The sequence below is a fragment of the Bacillus bingmayongensis genome, from assembly GCF_000299035.1.
Lineage (GTDB): Bacteria > Bacillota > Bacilli > Bacillales > Bacillaceae_G > Bacillus_A > Bacillus_A bingmayongensis.
This window is the reverse complement of record NZ_JH921522.1, coordinates 72,836-88,377: the sequence shown is the minus strand read 5'-3', so window position 1 is coordinate 88,377 and position 15,542 is coordinate 72,836. Positions and strand designations below refer to the sequence as shown.

The 15,542-nt window shown below is 35.6% G+C and carries 14 protein-coding genes, 1 pseudogene and 2 riboswitches; of the genes and pseudogenes, 8 read left to right on the top strand and 7 right to left on the bottom strand.

Features of this window, described 5'->3' with window-relative positions; translation table 11 throughout:
* Positions 1–503: IS4 family transposase (locus Y7E_RS30455; RefSeq protein WP_017154314.1), on the bottom strand; the 503-nt coding region annotated here is incomplete at its 3' end.
* 343 nt (positions 504–846) lie between these two features.
* Positions 847–954, top strand: a riboswitch (SAM riboswitch).
* Between the two features lie 83 nt (positions 955–1,037).
* Here Y7E_RS30455 and mmuP point away from each other — a divergent pair.
* Positions 1,038–2,447, top strand: coding sequence for an S-methylmethionine permease (gene mmuP, locus Y7E_RS0126975; protein WP_017154313.1), 1,410 nt, complete (start codon positions 1,038–1,040; stop codon positions 2,445–2,447).
* Positions 2,422–3,399: a homocysteine S-methyltransferase gene (gene mmuM, locus Y7E_RS0126970; RefSeq protein ID WP_017154312.1), complete on the top strand. Its 978-nt coding sequence runs from the start codon at positions 2,422–2,424 to the stop codon at positions 3,397–3,399. The genes mmuP and mmuM overlap by 26 nt, the downstream gene beginning before the upstream one ends.
* 579 nt (positions 3,400–3,978) lie before the next feature.
* Here mmuM and yknW read toward each other — a convergent pair.
* On the bottom strand, positions 3,979–4,503 hold the full coding sequence (gene yknW, locus Y7E_RS30450) for a YknW family membrane protein (protein ID WP_017154310.1): 525 nt from the start codon (positions 4,501–4,503) through the stop codon (positions 3,979–3,981).
* 132 nt (positions 4,504–4,635) lie between these two features.
* Between yknW and Y7E_RS0126955 the strand changes: the two genes are divergently transcribed.
* The 3 genes from Y7E_RS0126955 to Y7E_RS30445 all read left to right on the top strand — a co-directional run bounded on the left by Y7E_RS0126955 (position 4,636) and on the right by Y7E_RS30445 (position 9,583).
* Positions 4,636–6,354 carry a DUF3981 domain-containing protein gene (locus Y7E_RS0126955; RefSeq protein ID WP_026049367.1) on the top strand — a complete coding sequence of 573 codons (1,719 nt, stop codon included), beginning with the start codon at positions 4,636–4,638 and terminating at the stop codon, positions 6,352–6,354.
* Between the two features lie 120 nt (positions 6,355–6,474).
* The gene (locus tag Y7E_RS0126950; protein WP_026049366.1) at positions 6,475–7,734 is read left to right on the top strand and encodes a multidrug effflux MFS transporter; all 1,260 of its coding nucleotides are present in this window, start codon (positions 6,475–6,477) and stop codon (positions 7,732–7,734) included.
* A gap of 469 nt (positions 7,735–8,203) precedes the next feature.
* Positions 8,204–9,583: an LPXTG cell wall anchor domain-containing protein gene (locus Y7E_RS30445; RefSeq protein WP_017154306.1), complete on the top strand. Its 1,380-nt coding sequence runs from the start codon at positions 8,204–8,206 to the stop codon at positions 9,581–9,583.
* A 70-nt stretch (positions 9,584–9,653) separates the two neighbouring features.
* Here Y7E_RS30445 and Y7E_RS0126940 read toward each other — a convergent pair whose 3' ends face one another.
* Positions 9,654–10,088, bottom strand: coding sequence for a hypothetical protein (locus Y7E_RS0126940; protein WP_017154305.1), 435 nt, complete (start codon positions 10,086–10,088; stop codon positions 9,654–9,656).
* Positions 10,089–10,367: 279 nt separating this feature from the next.
* Between Y7E_RS0126940 and Y7E_RS0126935 the strand changes: the two genes are divergently transcribed.
* Positions 10,368–10,871 carry a hypothetical protein gene (locus tag Y7E_RS0126935; RefSeq protein ID WP_017154304.1) on the top strand — a complete coding sequence of 168 codons (504 nt, stop codon included), beginning with the start codon at positions 10,368–10,370 and terminating at the stop codon, positions 10,869–10,871.
* 17 nt (positions 10,872–10,888) lie between these two features.
* On the opposite strand, the gene Y7E_RS0126930 is transcribed toward Y7E_RS0126935, so the two are convergent.
* Positions 10,889–11,104 carry a DUF3951 domain-containing protein gene (locus tag Y7E_RS0126930; protein WP_017154303.1) on the bottom strand — a complete coding sequence of 72 codons (216 nt, stop codon included), beginning with the start codon at positions 11,102–11,104 and terminating at the stop codon, positions 10,889–10,891.
* Between the two features lie 41 nt (positions 11,105–11,145).
* Between Y7E_RS0126930 and Y7E_RS34620 the strand changes: the two are divergent.
* Positions 11,146–11,364: pseudogene (locus Y7E_RS34620) on the top strand (peptide ABC transporter substrate-binding protein); the annotation flags it as partial.
* 25 nt (positions 11,365–11,389) lie between these two features.
* On the opposite strand, the gene Y7E_RS0126925 reads toward Y7E_RS34620, so the two are convergent.
* Positions 11,390–11,860, bottom strand: coding sequence for a YusW family protein (locus Y7E_RS0126925; protein ID WP_017154302.1), 471 nt, complete (start codon positions 11,858–11,860; stop codon positions 11,390–11,392).
* A 360-nt stretch (positions 11,861–12,220) separates the two neighbouring features.
* Between Y7E_RS0126925 and Y7E_RS0126920 the strand changes: the two genes are divergently transcribed.
* On the top strand, positions 12,221–12,568 hold the full coding sequence (locus Y7E_RS0126920; protein WP_026049365.1) for an ABC-2 transporter permease: 348 nt from the start codon (positions 12,221–12,223) through the stop codon (positions 12,566–12,568).
* 82 nt (positions 12,569–12,650) lie between these two features.
* On the opposite strand, the gene Y7E_RS0126915 is transcribed toward Y7E_RS0126920, so the two are convergent.
* Positions 12,651–14,291, bottom strand: coding sequence for a peptide ABC transporter substrate-binding protein (locus Y7E_RS0126915; RefSeq protein ID WP_017154300.1), 1,641 nt, complete (start codon positions 14,289–14,291; stop codon positions 12,651–12,653).
* A gap of 146 nt (positions 14,292–14,437) precedes the next feature.
* A riboswitch (SAM riboswitch) is annotated at positions 14,438–14,542 on the bottom strand.
* A 165-nt stretch (positions 14,543–14,707) separates the two neighbouring features.
* Positions 14,708–15,541, bottom strand: coding sequence for an aldo/keto reductase (locus tag Y7E_RS0126910; protein WP_017154299.1), 834 nt, complete (start codon positions 15,539–15,541; stop codon positions 14,708–14,710).
* Position 15,542: the final 1 nt, after the last annotated feature.

The window sequence follows — 15,542 nt, the reverse complement described above, 5'->3', positions numbered from 1 at the left end:
TTAAGAAATTCCCCACTGTGCAGATCATATTCTAATTGAATTTTGATTCCGGCTGTTTGAGCACAGCCTCCAGAGCCTGGATATACATTATCTAAAGCATTTGGCACCTGAAATACGGTGGCATCTAGGATACGGATTCGTCCAAAATAAGTGAAGAGATGGTTAGAAATTTGCGTTTGTTCACATATTTTTTGTTGTAACAGTAAAGAAAAAATATGTTGTAAAAACAAAACTGCTTTAGCGTTTAAACGCTTATTTAAGCCCTCAGGGCTGAGTAAAGTACCAGTGGCTGCATGAAGCCTACTACATAATCGTACTAAGGGATCACTTGCTACTCGTTGACTGATCCAAATACAAATCGTAGCTAAATCTGAGCCAGAAAACTTACGTTTTCGCTTTATAAATCCGATTTCTCTTGCAAGTTCTTCTAAGAATACAGGTGTAACATATCGTTGTAATTCTTCTGCAAATGGTAGTAATTCATCTTGAATCGAGAGATTCATAAGAAAACATCATCCTTTCTAATTTAGCTTGTTTAGAAAGGATAACGTTTTTTGATATTTGAGGGTATTAAAATCTCCTGAGTTGATGGTTATGTATGGTGACCCCATAGCCAAAGAAGTAAGAAGATATTTAGAAGTGCATCAAATTTTGAGGAAGTGCTTGTGAACCGTATCATAAATAAATGAGGTTTTGTATGTTCGATTTTTAAATAATACCCAAGAAGGAGTGGGTTGCAGTTATAGTAATACTCTATTTTTTGTATTTCTATAATAGATAAATTTTTAAAAAAACAGAATTATCTTGACAGTTATTGAATGGATTGATAAGGTTATAAAAAAATATTTCTTATCCAGAGAGGTGGAGGGACTGGCCTTATGAAACCTCAGCAACAGGTCTGCTTAAGTAGACACTGTGCTAATTCCAGCGGGTGATAATCCTGATAGATGAGAGCTTCCGTTTTTATTTGTCAGTAGCGCCCTCTTTTTTAGAGTGCGTTTTTGTTTTTTCTGGATAGTAACTAAAGGAGAGTAGAAATGGAGAACAAAAATGGGCAAGAATTTCAAAGGAAAATGCAAGCACGTCATTTAGTCATGCTATCACTTGGTGGGGTGATTGGAACTGGCTTATTCTTAAGCTCGGGTTACACTATTCAACAAGCTGGCCCGTTTGGAACAATTCTATCCTATCTGATTGGTGCGCTAGTGGTTTATCTAGTTATGCTATGTTTAGGAGAGCTTTCCGTACATATGCCTGAAACGGGCGCATTTCATAGTTATGCAGTTAAATACATTGGACCGGGTACAGGGTATACAGTAGCCTGGTTGTATTGGTTAACTTGGACTGTTGCTTTAGGTTCTGAATTTACAGCCGCAGGATTACTTATGAAGCGATGGTTTCCATCGATTAATGTTTGGGTATGGAGTGCTCTTTTTGCCATTTTGATCTTTGTATTAAATGTCCTGACTGTTAAATTTTTCGCCGAATCCGAATTTTGGTTTTCATCGATAAAGGTTATAGCTATTGTGATTTTTATTGTTTTAGGAGTAGCGGCAATGCTAGGGTTTCTTCCGATGACTCATTCAAAAGCAGCACCATTCTTTTCTAATTTTACAAGTGGAGGTTTATTTCCTCATGGTGCTACGGCCATTATAATGACCATGCTTGCGGTTAATTTTGCTTTTTCGGGAACAGAATTAATAGGCATTGCAGCTGGAGAAACAGCGAACCCGGAAAAAATGATACCGAAGGCCATTCGAACTACTCTGTGGAGATTGATCATCTTTTTTGTAGGAACGATTGTTGTTTTATCTGCGTTATTGCCTATTTCCGATGCAGGGGTATTAGAGAGCCCTTTTGTTGCAGTTCTAGAACGAATTGGGGTGCCATACTCAGCTGACATAATGAATTTCGTTATCTTAACAGCCATTTTATCTGCGGCAAACTCAGGCCTTTATGCCTCTTCTAGAATGCTTTGGTCGCTTGCTAATAAGAATACGATATCCCCGATTTTTGGAAAAATGACGAAGCAAGGTGTTCCAATCAACGCCGTCATTTTCAGCATGGTGGGTGGAGCTTTGGCTTTGCTCTCAAGTATTGTGGCACCAGATACTGTCTATATCGTACTTGTTTCCATTTCCGGTCTAGCAGTAGTTGTAGTTTGGATGAGTATTAGTGCTTCCCAGTTCCTATTTCGCAGACAATTTTTGGAAGAAGGAAATTCTGAAAAGGACTTGATTTATCGCACACCACTATATCCATTAGTACCAATTGCTTCTTTTATCCTTTGTCTGGCATCGTGTATTGGAATTGCATTCGATCCAACACAGAGAATTGCCTTATATTGCGGCATACCGTTTATTTTGTTTTGCTATGGAAGTTATTATCTAACAAAAAATCTAAAAAAGAGGGGCGTAGATTATGTCGAACAAAATCAACCCAATTGATGCTATTTTATCCCAACATTCCATTATGCTTCTTGACGGAGCATTAGCTACAGAATTGGAGGCGCATGGATGTAATTTGGACGATCCCCTTTGGTCGGCACGTGTGTTACTAGAAAATCCGGAACTAATTTATCAGGTTCATTCGGACTATTTTCGTGCTGGAGCGGACTGTGCCATAACAGCAAGCTATCAAGCTACTATTAGTGGTTTTTCCGCGCGTGGAATACAAGAACAGGAAGCTTTGGAATTAATTAAGAAAACGGTGTTACTTGCAAGAAGGGCAAGAGATGATTTTTGGAAGGAAAATACGCAAACGAATAGGCCTAAACCATTGGTTGTTGCATCAGTTGGGCCGTACGGGGCTTACCTTGCAGATGGTTCAGAGTATGTAGGCAACTATGGTGTGACAGATAAAACATTAGCAGACTTTCACCGTTCGAGAATGTCAGCGTTAATCGAAGCAGGTGCAGATCTATTGGCATTTGAAACGATCCCTTCCCTGCAAGAAGCAAGAGTATTAGATACATTATTGCGTGAGTTTCCAGAAACATATGCGTGGCTTTCCTTTTCGCTAAAAAATGAGAAAGAGATTAGTGAAGGTATGAAACTCGTGGAGTGTGCACGAGCTTTTGAGAAAAGTGAACAAATTGTAGCGATAGGCATCAATTGTGCGCCAGTAACCGTTGTGACTGGTGCAATCCAAGAGTTGAGGGCAAACACCAAAAAACCGATTATTGTTTATCCAAACTCTGGTGAAACTTATAATCCAGAAACAAAAACATGGCATGGTCATGAACAATGTAACGCGTTGGATATTCAATCTGAAGAATGGTACCAAGCAGGTGCACGTTTAATAGGTGGATGCTGCAGAACGACACCTTATCACATTGAGGAGATATCGAACAAGTGGCGTTCTTCCGAGTTTTTCTATTCGAACGAAGCAAAACAGTAATGTAATGGATGATAATCTATCTTTGTGTGTATTTTCATGATTTTGCTTGTTCAGGAATCTACAGTTACGTCTAGTGGCACAAAATGTCTTTTCAGAGACACAAATGTGGATGGTAGCCTCGGGAATCCAGTGGACTTTTGGGTACCTTAGGTATGGAAAGGAATCAGGGAAAATAAAAACCGCTAGTTTAATAGATATGGTAGACAACATGCTGAATCTTTTAATGAAGATGTAGTTGATCCAATTGAAGGTGAAGGAGACCATTTATTCGTAATTAAAGTTAACGAAGAGGTTAATTTAGTTATTTAAAAAATAGTTCAATAACTATATGAAAATTTGTTGTGGTAAAAATCCTTGTTGTAGTAGTAAATGTGGTCATATTGTTGTAAAAAAGGATAGATGTAAACAGGTATACTCTCCTGTTCATCTATCCTTTCCTTTTTACCTTATAAAATGTGTGACATTATATTCAATCGCATAAATATAGGATTTCATTACTATTTCCTTGACTTTTAATAAAACGATAGGGTTTATTTGGTATGCGTATTATTAAGAGTATGCTTCTATTTTAGGAATGCTTTACCCCACAAAATGAAAGTACACTTTGTTTCCATTCTTAAGTTGATGGGTATGGGGTGCTAAACTCGTATAGGAAATTTGATGATTTCCTAGTAAAATAGCGATGGTTCCATTCAATAACATACCGAGTTTCATAATGAATACGGAATAGAGCGTAACGCACAGTAATTCTTTATAAGTTGTGTCGACTCCAAAAAAGATCATAATGTTTTTATAGAAAATAGGGGCGCAAAACACGGATATAATTCCGCTAACTGCAGCAAAGCCGAAAGTAGTTAAGAAAGTAATATGAGTAGGAATTTGAAAAGCAGAATTACTGTTCATTTGTTTGATTGCAGGATTATTCAGTGTGACATATGAGGTAAGGGCGCTCGTAATGATTGTTAAAAGTAAAATAATGATTAATGGTAGGATAATTGGCTTGTGAGTACGCATTCTTTGGAATTGTAGTGTGGGTGAAGTGATCATGCTGAATATAGACGGTTCTTTGGTAAGATCATCTTTTAATACTGTATTTGTTTTCATGATTACTCCTTTCTTTTTAGGTATTCATTTCCAATTTTATCATAAAAATATTTTATATTCCCATTTTCACCTTATTAACCCTTATTTGGTATAATTAAATATAAGACACAATAAAAGGAGAAATTGCCTTTGATTAAATTCTTAGTTTTGGCTATTCTCACGTTGTTTTTGATTCCATGGACAAGGGGCGGTAAGGCGCTTCGTACAGTGGATAAAAAAGGATCTGAGAAAGTCGTAAAGAAGAAGACAGCACCCATTTTAGTTATTCCAATTTTACTTTGGATTGGTATTGCAATCTATGAATATTTTTGGTTAATTGATGACCGTGTAGATTCGATTCTTACACATTATTCTGTTGTAATTGCAGTGTTAATTGGAGTAGTCCTCGTTTCTCAAGAGAGAAGGGGAAGATTAGAAGTTAAGTTAAAAGCAATAGCGATGCTTGTTTTACTTGTATCTTATGGATATTTTGGTTACTTGCATGATCTAGTAATCTCGCAAAATAAATATGATTCTGTTGTAAAAGAAGAAAAAGATATTTCAGAGCCATTTACGGAAAATGATCAACCGTTTACTGTTCCTCCAAAAACGGCAGAAAATAAGATGAAAAAGGTATTTGGAGATATTCCAAAAGTGGCTTATTTTGAATTAGGGGAGCTTACACCACAAATGGTGAATGGAGAAGCGTTATATGTAGCTCCAATTGAAGTCTCAGGATTCTTTAAAGCGCGTAAGGCAGAAACAATCCCAGGTTATGTGACGATGTCTGGTACAAATCCTGATGCAGAAGCTAAATTGCAACTTGGATATAAAATGAAATATGTGCCGAGTATGTTCTTTAGTAATAACTTGGAGAGGGTTGTTCGAAAAGCAGAACCAAACCTTATCTTTAAAGGAAAGCCGAAGTTTGAAGTAGATGATAAAGGAAAGCCATATTATACAATGACATATGGTGAATTTATTTCCGGAAGGTCAGGATTTGAAGTGCAAGGCGTTGTAGTTGTGGATGCACAAACAGGTGATGTGAAAAGATATGATAAAGGGCAAGCACCTAAGTTCATAGATGGTGTATTAAATCATGAGACAGCATCAACATTAAATACGTACTTCGGTAAGTTCATACATGGTTTTTGGAATACGAAATTCTCTCAAAGTGATGTAAAGATTCCAACCGAATGGGGAACGAAGGAAGGGGTTACACCAATATTCGGGAAGGATGGAAAACTGTATTACTTTACAGATTTTACTTCTCCAAAAGAAGGTGTCGATTCCGCTTTAGGTTATTCCTTAGTGGATGCACGTACAGGGAAGCTATATTACTATAATGGAAAAGAAGTAAAAGGGATTATGGATGGTTCGGCTGCTACAGAAGTGGTGGATAATTCCTTTAAGAGGGAAAAATGGCATGGAACAATGCCTGTTATTTATAATGTATACGGCAAACCTTCTTGGATTGTACCTGTTATTGATGATGGAGGGTTAGTGCGTGCCCATACCGTTATCTATGCTTCAAATGCAAAAGTATTTGCGACAGGCTCAACGCAAAAAGAAGCCCTTGAAAATTATAAGAGTGTGCTAACTGGAAGCGGCGATTCATTTCGTCCGACTTCAAGTGGAAAAGAAGCACAAAAGGAAGGCGTTGTACAACGCGTCTACAAAGAAAAATCAGGTGAAAACACAATTGTATTTGTACTGCTGGAAAATGAGCAAAAGGTATTTATGATTTCAGCAAAAGATTTCCCGTACGCTATGTTTACAGAAGTGGGAGATTCAATTCAAATTACATATTTAGACACAGGAGAAACGATGTCTTCTGTATCTAAATTTACAAATGGCAACTTGAAAAAGTAAAGCGATAGAGATTCTATCGCTTTTTTTCATTTCGTTACACAGGAAAGTACGATGTGCTTGACGTATATTTAAGTTGTAACTATAATTGTTACGATTCCGAGTTTATAATGGAAAGGATGAATGATGGAAGTGAATGAAGTTAATCACGATGTATATAAACCTGTAAAAGCAAACAGGTTATGGATGATTCTTGTATTAGGGACACTCACAGCAATTGGGCCATTGTCTATTGATATGTATTTACCTTCGTTACCAAAATTAACGGATGATTTACAAACGAATGCTTCTCTCGCTCAGCTTACTTTAACAGCCTGCTTGCTAGGGCTTTCGGTCGGACAACTATTTGTTGGGTCAATTAGTGATATTTATGGACGGCGCAAACCGCTTATTATTGCTCTTATTATTTATGTTGCATCTTCTTTACTTTGTGCTGTTGCACCATCTATTTGGAGTTTAGTTCTCTTGCGTTTCTTACAAGGAGCTTCAGGTTCAGCTGGAATTGTTATATCGCGTGCTATGGTACGTGATATGTACTCAGGCTCTGAAATGACGAAGTTTTTCTCGCTGCTTATGCTAGTAAACGGAGCAGCTCCGATTTTAGCTCCAATTATTGGGGGGCAATTGTTACAATTTACATCGTGGCGCGGAGTTTTTATCGTTCTTGGAGCGATAAGTGTATTTATGTTAGTATCCGCTACTTTTGTGTTACGTGAGACATTACCTCTTGAAGAGAGGGAAACAGGTGGTTTATCAGGAACATTGGCGACGTATGGGAATTTGCTAAAAGATCGTTTGTTTATGGGATATGCTTTGTCCCAAGGATTAGTATCAGCAGCCATGTTTGCTTACATTTCGGGATCACCGTTTGTGTTGCAAAATATATACGGGGCATCACCACAAGAATTTAGCTTATTCTTTGCTATTAATGGTATTGGTATTATTATTGCTAGCCAAATTACCGGCCGTTTAGCAGGGAAGATAAGTGAGAAAACTTTATTTGTAACTGGTATTGGAGTTGCAGCTGTCGGTGGTATTTCCTTACTTCTCACGATTGTACTAGGGATTGGATTAATTGGTGTGTTATGTTCATTATTCCTTGTTGTATCGAGCGTTGGGATTGTATCAACAACAGGTTTTTCGCTAGCGATGAGAAATCAAAAACAAGCTGCAGGAACAGCTTCAGCTTTGCTTGGATTATTGCAGTTTATTTCTGGGGCACTTGTTGCACCTTTAGTAGGTATTGGAGGAACCCATACTGCATTGCCTATGGGGGTTATTATTGCTCTTTGTGAAATGGGAGCAGTTTTATGTTATCTCTTGATGGCAAAGCCTAGTGAAAGGCAGTTTATATTGCAAGAAAAGAAAGATTTAGAGGCATAAAAGAAAGCCGCAACGTATGGTTGCGGCTTTCTTTTATTATTAACAAGTAACCAAACAAAATATGGTCCATCAATAAGAGTTGTAAAGACCCTAGTTGAAATTTCTAAGGGAGTATATATAGAATCTAAAAAATCTCATTATTCGATAAATTAATTGTTTTTGCTAGGTTATTTCCTTATAATGGATATTTGGTCTAGCTTATGGGATTCTTTGTATTTTATTATTCAATGAAACTATAAAATCCATAAACTAGAACAAAAATGGGATGAGGAGTGTTAGTATGCTGAAGAAAGTAAGTGCCGTAACTCTCGTATCACTTTTAGCTTTTTCGCCTGTTGCGGCTTTGGCGGCACCTGAGGAAATTGTAAAAGAAACACAGATGTAAAATCAAGAAAAGGTAACTACAAAGCAAAATGACATCAAGGATCCGACAGTAAACGGGAATAAAGTACAACAGGAACAAGGCGATGTGGAAGTAAAGAAAGAAGAGTCTAAAGAAGTAGTGAAGGATGTACAACAAGAGAAGATAGACCCACAAAAACAACAGCCTACTTCAGAAAAGAAAGGCGAATCAGTAAAAGAAGCTGAAAAAGAAGAAAAGAACGAGTCAAATGTGAAGAGTAAGCCAGAAAAACCAGAAGCTGCAAATCCATCAGGACAGCCGGTAAATACACCCCCAGCCAAAGAATCAAAAGAGGATGCTAAGGATTTAAATCAGATATCTACTGCTGATTTTAGCGGGAGTGTGACAGGTAAAGCGAAATGGGATGCACAAAAAAATCATTATGTATTAGATGTCACTGCAACTGTGACGAATAACTCAAAAGAAAAGGTAAGTGGTGTATATCTTGGTGTTTCTATCCCTGAAGGGCTAGGTGGAGACATAGAACTTGAGGATGGTTCTGAAGCTATGTCACTGCCATTGCCAGATATGGAACCGGGAAAAACTGTTACAAAAAATGTGAAAATACCTGTGCTTGGAAATGTAGCTGGAAAAGAAGTAAATAAAGATATTGGACTATATTTACTTAATAAGGGTAGATATGAACCTCTTGGAAAAATTAAAGGAAGCGCGAATCTTGATTTTTCCGAGATGAATAAAGATTTACGTTTTGAAGGTAAGGCAAAAGCTACAACTTGTGTACCGAATTTAAAGGAAAACCAATTTACATTAGATTTCTTATTAACGACTCAAAACTTAACAATGGATGCGTTAAAGGGCTTTGATGTGCAAATCGATGTTCCAAAAGATATTAAATTAACAATTCCAGATCATTATACACAAGGAGAAATTCCGGATTATCTAAAAGATGGTTCTTTGCAAGGTGGAACAGATAAAGGAACAATGAACTTAGATATTAAATGGAATGGAAATACAGCAACAATTCCAGTTAAAACAATGAGAGCTGGAGAAGGATCTGCTTTATACTTCCAAGTTGTTGGGGAAACAACGAAAGAATTAAAAGAATTAAAAGTTACATTTACAGCAAAACGTGGAGATCAAACAATTGCAATACAAGTGCCAATAGAGAAAGTAGAACAAAAGGATTGCAAGAAACAAGATAATAAAAATACAGGTGGAAATAACAACGATGATGGTAAAGGGAATAGTGGCAACAAGCCTGATACACAAGCGCCAAATCCAAATCAGGTAAATAATCAACCAACAAAGGTTACACCGACACCAACACCAACAAAAGTTATTACAACACCAAAGGTAGATAATACAAAATCTCTTCCAAAAACAGGTGCTTCAAGTAGCGATAATTTATTGACATTACTTGGAGTTGTAATGCTTGCTGGTGGTGCTTTTGTATATAAACGCAGTCGTACAACTGTTAATAAATAATAAGCGGTAAAGATACATATTGGATTCTTCCGTTTAAAAGAGCCCCGGTAAAGATATTACCGGGTTTTTATTATTTTTTTTGAATTATGTCATACATGTTATTCGTAATTGCATCGTATAAAACAGCTAGTTTATCCCAAACCCATCGATTCGAATCAACCTCTTTTTCCCCGCAGTCAATAATATCTGTATGGTCTGTAATTCTATAAGCTCGTTCTACGATTATCGGAGCGATTTTTGGTATACGAGGAATATTTTTTAATATATCGGCAAAGTTTCCAATATAAACATGGCCAATAATTTCAATTGCTAGTGATTGATTAGATATATTGAGAATTGTACCATATTGGTTTGTATGTTCTTGTTTTAAATATTGAGCGAGTTTGAGATGGGTGTGTTTCTTTTTTAGTACGCGGTGGAGACTATCTGTATTTTCAATATGGAGTGATCTTTCACGTATGAGAATAGAGAGTTCCTCTTCCATAAATGATATTTTGTTGTACATATATATTGCTCCTTTTATTTTATAAAAATGAATAATGATTTTTTAATATAGTTACTTCATGTATATGCCAGTCTACCATGCAATGTTCTATATGTGTGCTTACAGTTTTGTAAGGCATAGGGAAAACTTATGGAGATACTGGCTGTATAAAGTGACGGTACTGTGATAAAGATGATGATATATATCTAAAAGTAAGTTCATAAGTGCAAAATTTGAATCGTTCTCGTTATAATAACAAGAGGAGACAAGTAGTAGACGTAGATAAAAGGAGAGTAACAGATGAAGAAAGTATGGGGTATTGTCTTGCTTGGAAGTATGCTCCTTCTAGCAGGATGTAATGGAGACAAGGATGTAAAAGAATCAAAAGAAAAAGTAGAGCAATCAACTGCTCAGTCAGAAGATATGAAAGCATATCGTGATGTGCATAAGAAATATGATGAGAAAATGAATAAAGAGTTAAATGAATCTCTGAAGTTATGGGAAGAAGCAAAAGAAAAAGGCGGGAAAACGTTAGGTCACCCGAAGTTTAAAGAAGATGTACAAAAAGTAACAGCAAGTATGCTAGAAGATATTGATCATGTTCGTAAAGAAATCCGTGTTCCGAAATCAAAAGAACAAGAACATCAGTTATATATTGGCTTCTTAGATGAAACAGAACAAGCAATAAAAAAGTTAGAGAAATTAGCGAAAGAGGAAGATTCATCATTAATTCGTGATATAGAGGTTCATTTCTCGACAGCTTCAACATACTATAAACGTTTTCAAAAAGAAGCACAAAAATAACCTTGCGATGCGCAAGGTTATTTTTTCTTTTTCCCATCCCCGTCTTCGTCTTCAGCTACTAAGACTTTTTGCTCTTCATGAAATTCTGAAATTGTTTGGCCAGTAATGTTGTCAAAAGGGGTGTAGAAGGAAGTGATACTTTTCTTTTTAACAAATAATTTATAGAAGCCGATTATGACTAAGATTACAATTGTTAACGGTAATCCTATAACAGCCATAAGTAATGGATCCATTGTATATCTCCTTTCTAATAAGAAGGAATAATTTTCTTCCTTACCTTAAATATTATGATAGTTTAATTAATCAAGCAAAAGTAAAACAGGATGAAAATAAGCGTTTTGATTTATTGCATAAAGCAGAAGATATTATGTTTACAGAATAGCCTTTAATTCCAATTCTTTTCCCAACAGATTCTTATTTACAAAAATTATCTGTATCCGGTTTAGAATATATAGTTGGTTCTGAGCCAAGTTTACGATATGAGAAAAAATAAAGAAGTAGGCACATTGCCTACTTCTTTATTTTACTTCCTTCTTATATTCTTTCTTCGTTCCATCAGAGAAAACAACTTCTAAATCAAATTTTTGATAGTCTTTATCAAGTTGGAATACATCAACAACTTGATCAATTACTTCTTGGTCTGGTGTGTCTTTATCAAATTTTAATTTTTGTAGAAGTGGTCCTAGTTTTGTAACAGCTTCATCGCCTGTTAATTTTGCATCTGTTTTATGATCCTCAATTTTTGCTTCCATTTGTTTTTCATTTGCTTTATTTTTGTAGTCTGCTTCATAGTCTTTTTTCGTATCTTGATAATCAGTATCTAAACTAAATTCATTAAAATTAAGTTTTAAATCTTGCGTTGCTTCCTGTTTTGTTTCTTCAGTTGTTTTCTTATCATCAGATGCTGCGTTGTTCTGATTATTTGGATTACACCCTGTCATTACGGGTACAAGCATAAGAGTTAAAAGAATTGAAAGTAGAATTCTCATTATATATTCCTCCTTATTGTATCTTTCCTTCTATACAAGTTTTTCCCAAATCTATGTAATTATGTATGCGTTTGAAATAAATTATTTCCCTTGTGCCATACAGGATACTTCGCAATTTAAATCAAAAAAATTTATATATATATATGGTAAATTTGGAGTGTAGGGAGGGGCTAAAATGTATTTGGAGTTATCGCTCAATTTTTCTTTTTTAGTATAGGGGTTTGGGGAGCAATTATTATGTTTCAGCCATCTCTACACATAAGTATGCTAGCTCTGTCTTTAGTTAGTTTGATATTAATCATACTTCAAATTTTTTGTTGTTTATACGAATATCGTTCTTAATCATTTACAAAAAGTGGATTGACAATAGTCTTTTTTGCTTTCCTATCAATAACTCAAATGTTTATCACCTTATTTGGAAATGTGGGCATGCTTTTTAATATTATTTCACTTTCTTTGCAGCTCGTAAGCTCCGGTGTGATGGTACCACATGCAATGTTATCAAAAACATATCAAACAATCGGTGAATTATTTCCCGCCACGTACGCTGCGAATGGTTATTATACAATAATATTTGGCGGTGGGAATTTAAAAGGGAATATTATTTCTCTATTATTTATAATTGTTATTACACAAATTTTAGCTTTAATGGCTGTAGGGGTATCATTTGTATTAAAGGGAAAGAGGTCTGTAGTAAAAGAAGCATAAAGAAAAAGGGCATCCTTTTGAGGGATACCCTTTTTCTCTTGTAATGAAAGCTTTGGCTAAAATGAAATTCTGCAAGGGTAGATTATTTTTCAATTTTAGCCCATTTGAAGTTAAGAGGTCCTGCGAAATCAACTTCAATGATCCCTTTTACATAAGAACGTTCTAAATAAGATGTACCATTTTGGTATAGAGGAGAAATAACAGCATCTTTAAATAAGATTTTTTCTGCTTGTTTTAAAGCTTCCCAGCGTGCCTTTTCATCACCAGCTAAGTCAGTTTTAACTTTTTGAATTAAATCATCAAATTCTTTATTAGAATAGTGATCTAAGTTGTATGAGTTATCGGTTGTAAATAACTCTAAGAATGTAATCGGATCAGCAAAATCAGGACTCCAACCATCGACAGCAATATCATAATTTCCTTGTAATAATAATGTGACTTGTTGTTTGCGTGGTTGAGGCTTCACGTTTATTGTTAAACCTTCTAAGTTTTTTTCTAGTTGTTCTTTTAAATATTCACCTGTTTTTCTAGAAAGGTCATTATCACTTGTTAATAATTCAATTGAAATTTTATCTGAGCCTAATTCTTGTTTTGCTTGTTTCCAGAATTTCTGTGCATCTTTTGTATTTTCCTTCGTTAAATTACCGTTCTCCTCCCGGAAGTCTTTCCCGTTTGGTCCTTTTGCAAAGTTCTTTGGAATTAAAGAATATGCTGGGAGAGAACCGTCATTCAAAAGAACATTTACAAATGCTTTTTTATCTATTGATTTATCAATAGCTTGGCGGACATTTACATTTTGTAATGTTTTATTTTTTTGGTTCATACGTACGAATTGTACCCCAACATCCGGACGTTCTTTAAAGTTACTATCTTTGCGATATTTATCAACAAGATCAGATGTTAAAGTAAGGCGATCAATTTGTTTGGATTCATATAAATTAACTGCCGTTGAATGGTCTTTAACGATATTAAAGTTAATTTCTTCAATTTTAACAGTATCCTTATCCCAATAGTCAGGATTTTTCTTAAATTTAAAGCTTTGTTCATGTTTCCAATCACTTAATGTAAAGGCCCCATTATATATAATTGTATTATCTTCTAATGCATATTTATCCCCTTGAGATTTGAAGAACTCTTCATTAATTGGTAAGAATGTTGGGAATGCCGTTAAGCTAATAAAGTAGGGAACAGGGCGCTCTAATTCTACTTCAAAAGTGTGGTCATCGATTGCTTTTACCCCAAGCTGATCAGCTGGAAGTTCTTTATTATTGATTTTTTTCGCATTTTTTATATCAAAGAATAGAAATGCGTATTCAGAAGCGGTCGCTGGGTCAACTGCACGTTGCCAAGCAAAGACAAAATCTTTTGCTGTAACGGGAGTACCGTTTGACCATTTTGAATCTCGTAAATGGAATGTATATTTTGTTTTATCGGGACTTACCTCATGAGACTTTGCAACACCAGGAATAGGCTTATTTCCCTCACCAAGATTATATAGGCCTTCAAATACGTTTCTCATTACTTGGCCAGAGTCAGTATCTGTAGCACGAGCAGTGTCCATTGTACGGATTTCTGTGCCAGTAGCTAAGTTCAATACTTGTTTATCAGGAACTTTATCTTTTGCTTTCGCTCCGCTTGCATCATCTTTATAGCTACCGCACCCTGTTAATAAAATACTTGCTCCTAAAACTGATGCTACAGTGGGTACAAATTTCTTTTTCATTTTGAATTCCTCCCTAAATTGTTTAGTTATTTTCAAAAAATGAGTGTTGAACAATTTATGAGGGAAAGAAAAAATCCCTCTTTTCTTATCGAGAAAGAGGGATTTTTGTTTATAAGACATGTACTTGTATATAAACGAGGTCCCTCATTCTATCTTTCAAGCATAAAGCTTGCAGGAAGTGGCACAGTATTCAAAGTGAACCTGTTGCCGAGGTTTCAAAGGGCCAGTCCCTCCACCTCTCTTGATACAATGAGTAAACAAATAAGTCGTATTAATTTTTTGTTTCTTTGATTATTCAAAATATTACACCTGGGAGAATGAACTGTCGATGAAACGAAATATAGTTTAAATTTTTAGTTTTTTAAGTGGTGATACAAAAAGAAAGGTCACTGTGCAATTACACAGTGACTCTCATTTTAAAAATCGAAATTATCAGGGTCTGGACCAACACGGTGATTTTCATTTAATGACTGAATGGCTTTCATATCTTCAGCGCTTAATTCAAAATCAAAGATGTTTGCATTTTCGATAATGCGGTGTTCTTTAATTGATTTAGGAATAGTTACAACTTCGTTTTGCAGATCCCAGCGTAAAATGATTTGTGCTGTGGATTTGTTATATTTTGTAGCAATTTCTTGTAATGTCGGATGGTTAAGTAATTGCCCTTGCATTAATGGTGACCAAGCTTCAAGCTGAATGTTATGTTCTTTACAGAAAGCATGAAGCTCTTCTTGTGTTAAGCGTGGGTGATATTCCACTTGGTTAATCATTGGTTTAATTTCAGCGATTTCTAATACATCTTGTAGATGATGGATGTGAAAATTACTCACACCGATTGCACGAACACGGCCATCTTTATAAAGCTTTTCTAGTGCTTTCCACGTTTCAGTGTATTTCCCTTTTACAGGCCAATGCACTAAGTATAAATCTAAATATTCCAAGCCTAACTTTTGTAATGTTGTTTCGAAAGCTTGTAATGTTGACTCATAACCTTGATCGCTATTCCATACCTTTGATGTGATAAATAATTCTTCACGTGGCATACCGGATTCTCGAATTGCTTGTCCAACGCCTTCTTCATTTTTATAAATGGCAGCTGTATCGATGCTACGATATCCGTTTTTTATGGCTGCTTTTACAGAGTCGATTACTTCTGAGCCATCTTCAACTTTAAAAACACCTAAGCCAAACCAAGGCATCTTTACTCCATTATGTAATGTTGTGTAATCTTGTAAGCTTTTTACTGTCATA

Coding starts and splice junctions, on each gene's coding strand:
- Y7E_RS0126930 (WP_017154303.1), bottom strand. CDS start 11,104: ATGGATCCATTACTTATGGCTGTTATAGGATTACCGTTAACAATTGTA.
- yknW (WP_017154310.1), bottom strand. CDS start 4,503: ATGAAAACAAATACAGTATTAAAAGATGATCTTACCAAAGAACCGTCT.
- mmuP (WP_017154313.1), top strand. CDS start 1,038: ATGGAGAACAAAAATGGGCAAGAATTTCAAAGGAAAATGCAAGCACGT.
- mmuM (WP_017154312.1), top strand. CDS start 2,422: ATGTCGAACAAAATCAACCCAATTGATGCTATTTTATCCCAACATTCC.
- Y7E_RS0126940 (WP_017154305.1), bottom strand. CDS start 10,088: ATGTACAACAAAATATCATTTATGGAAGAGGAACTCTCTATTCTCATA.
- Y7E_RS0126915 (WP_017154300.1), bottom strand. CDS start 14,291: ATGAAAAAGAAATTTGTACCCACTGTAGCATCAGTTTTAGGAGCAAGT.
- Y7E_RS0126925 (WP_017154302.1), bottom strand. CDS start 11,860: ATGAGAATTCTACTTTCAATTCTTTTAACTCTTATGCTTGTACCCGTA.
- Y7E_RS0126910 (WP_017154299.1), bottom strand. CDS start 15,541: ATGACAGTAAAAAGCTTACAAGATTACACAACATTACATAATGGAGTA.
- Y7E_RS0126950 (WP_026049366.1), top strand. CDS start 6,475: ATGATGGAAGTGAATGAAGTTAATCACGATGTATATAAACCTGTAAAA.
- Y7E_RS0126935 (WP_017154304.1), top strand. CDS start 10,368: ATGAAGAAAGTATGGGGTATTGTCTTGCTTGGAAGTATGCTCCTTCTA.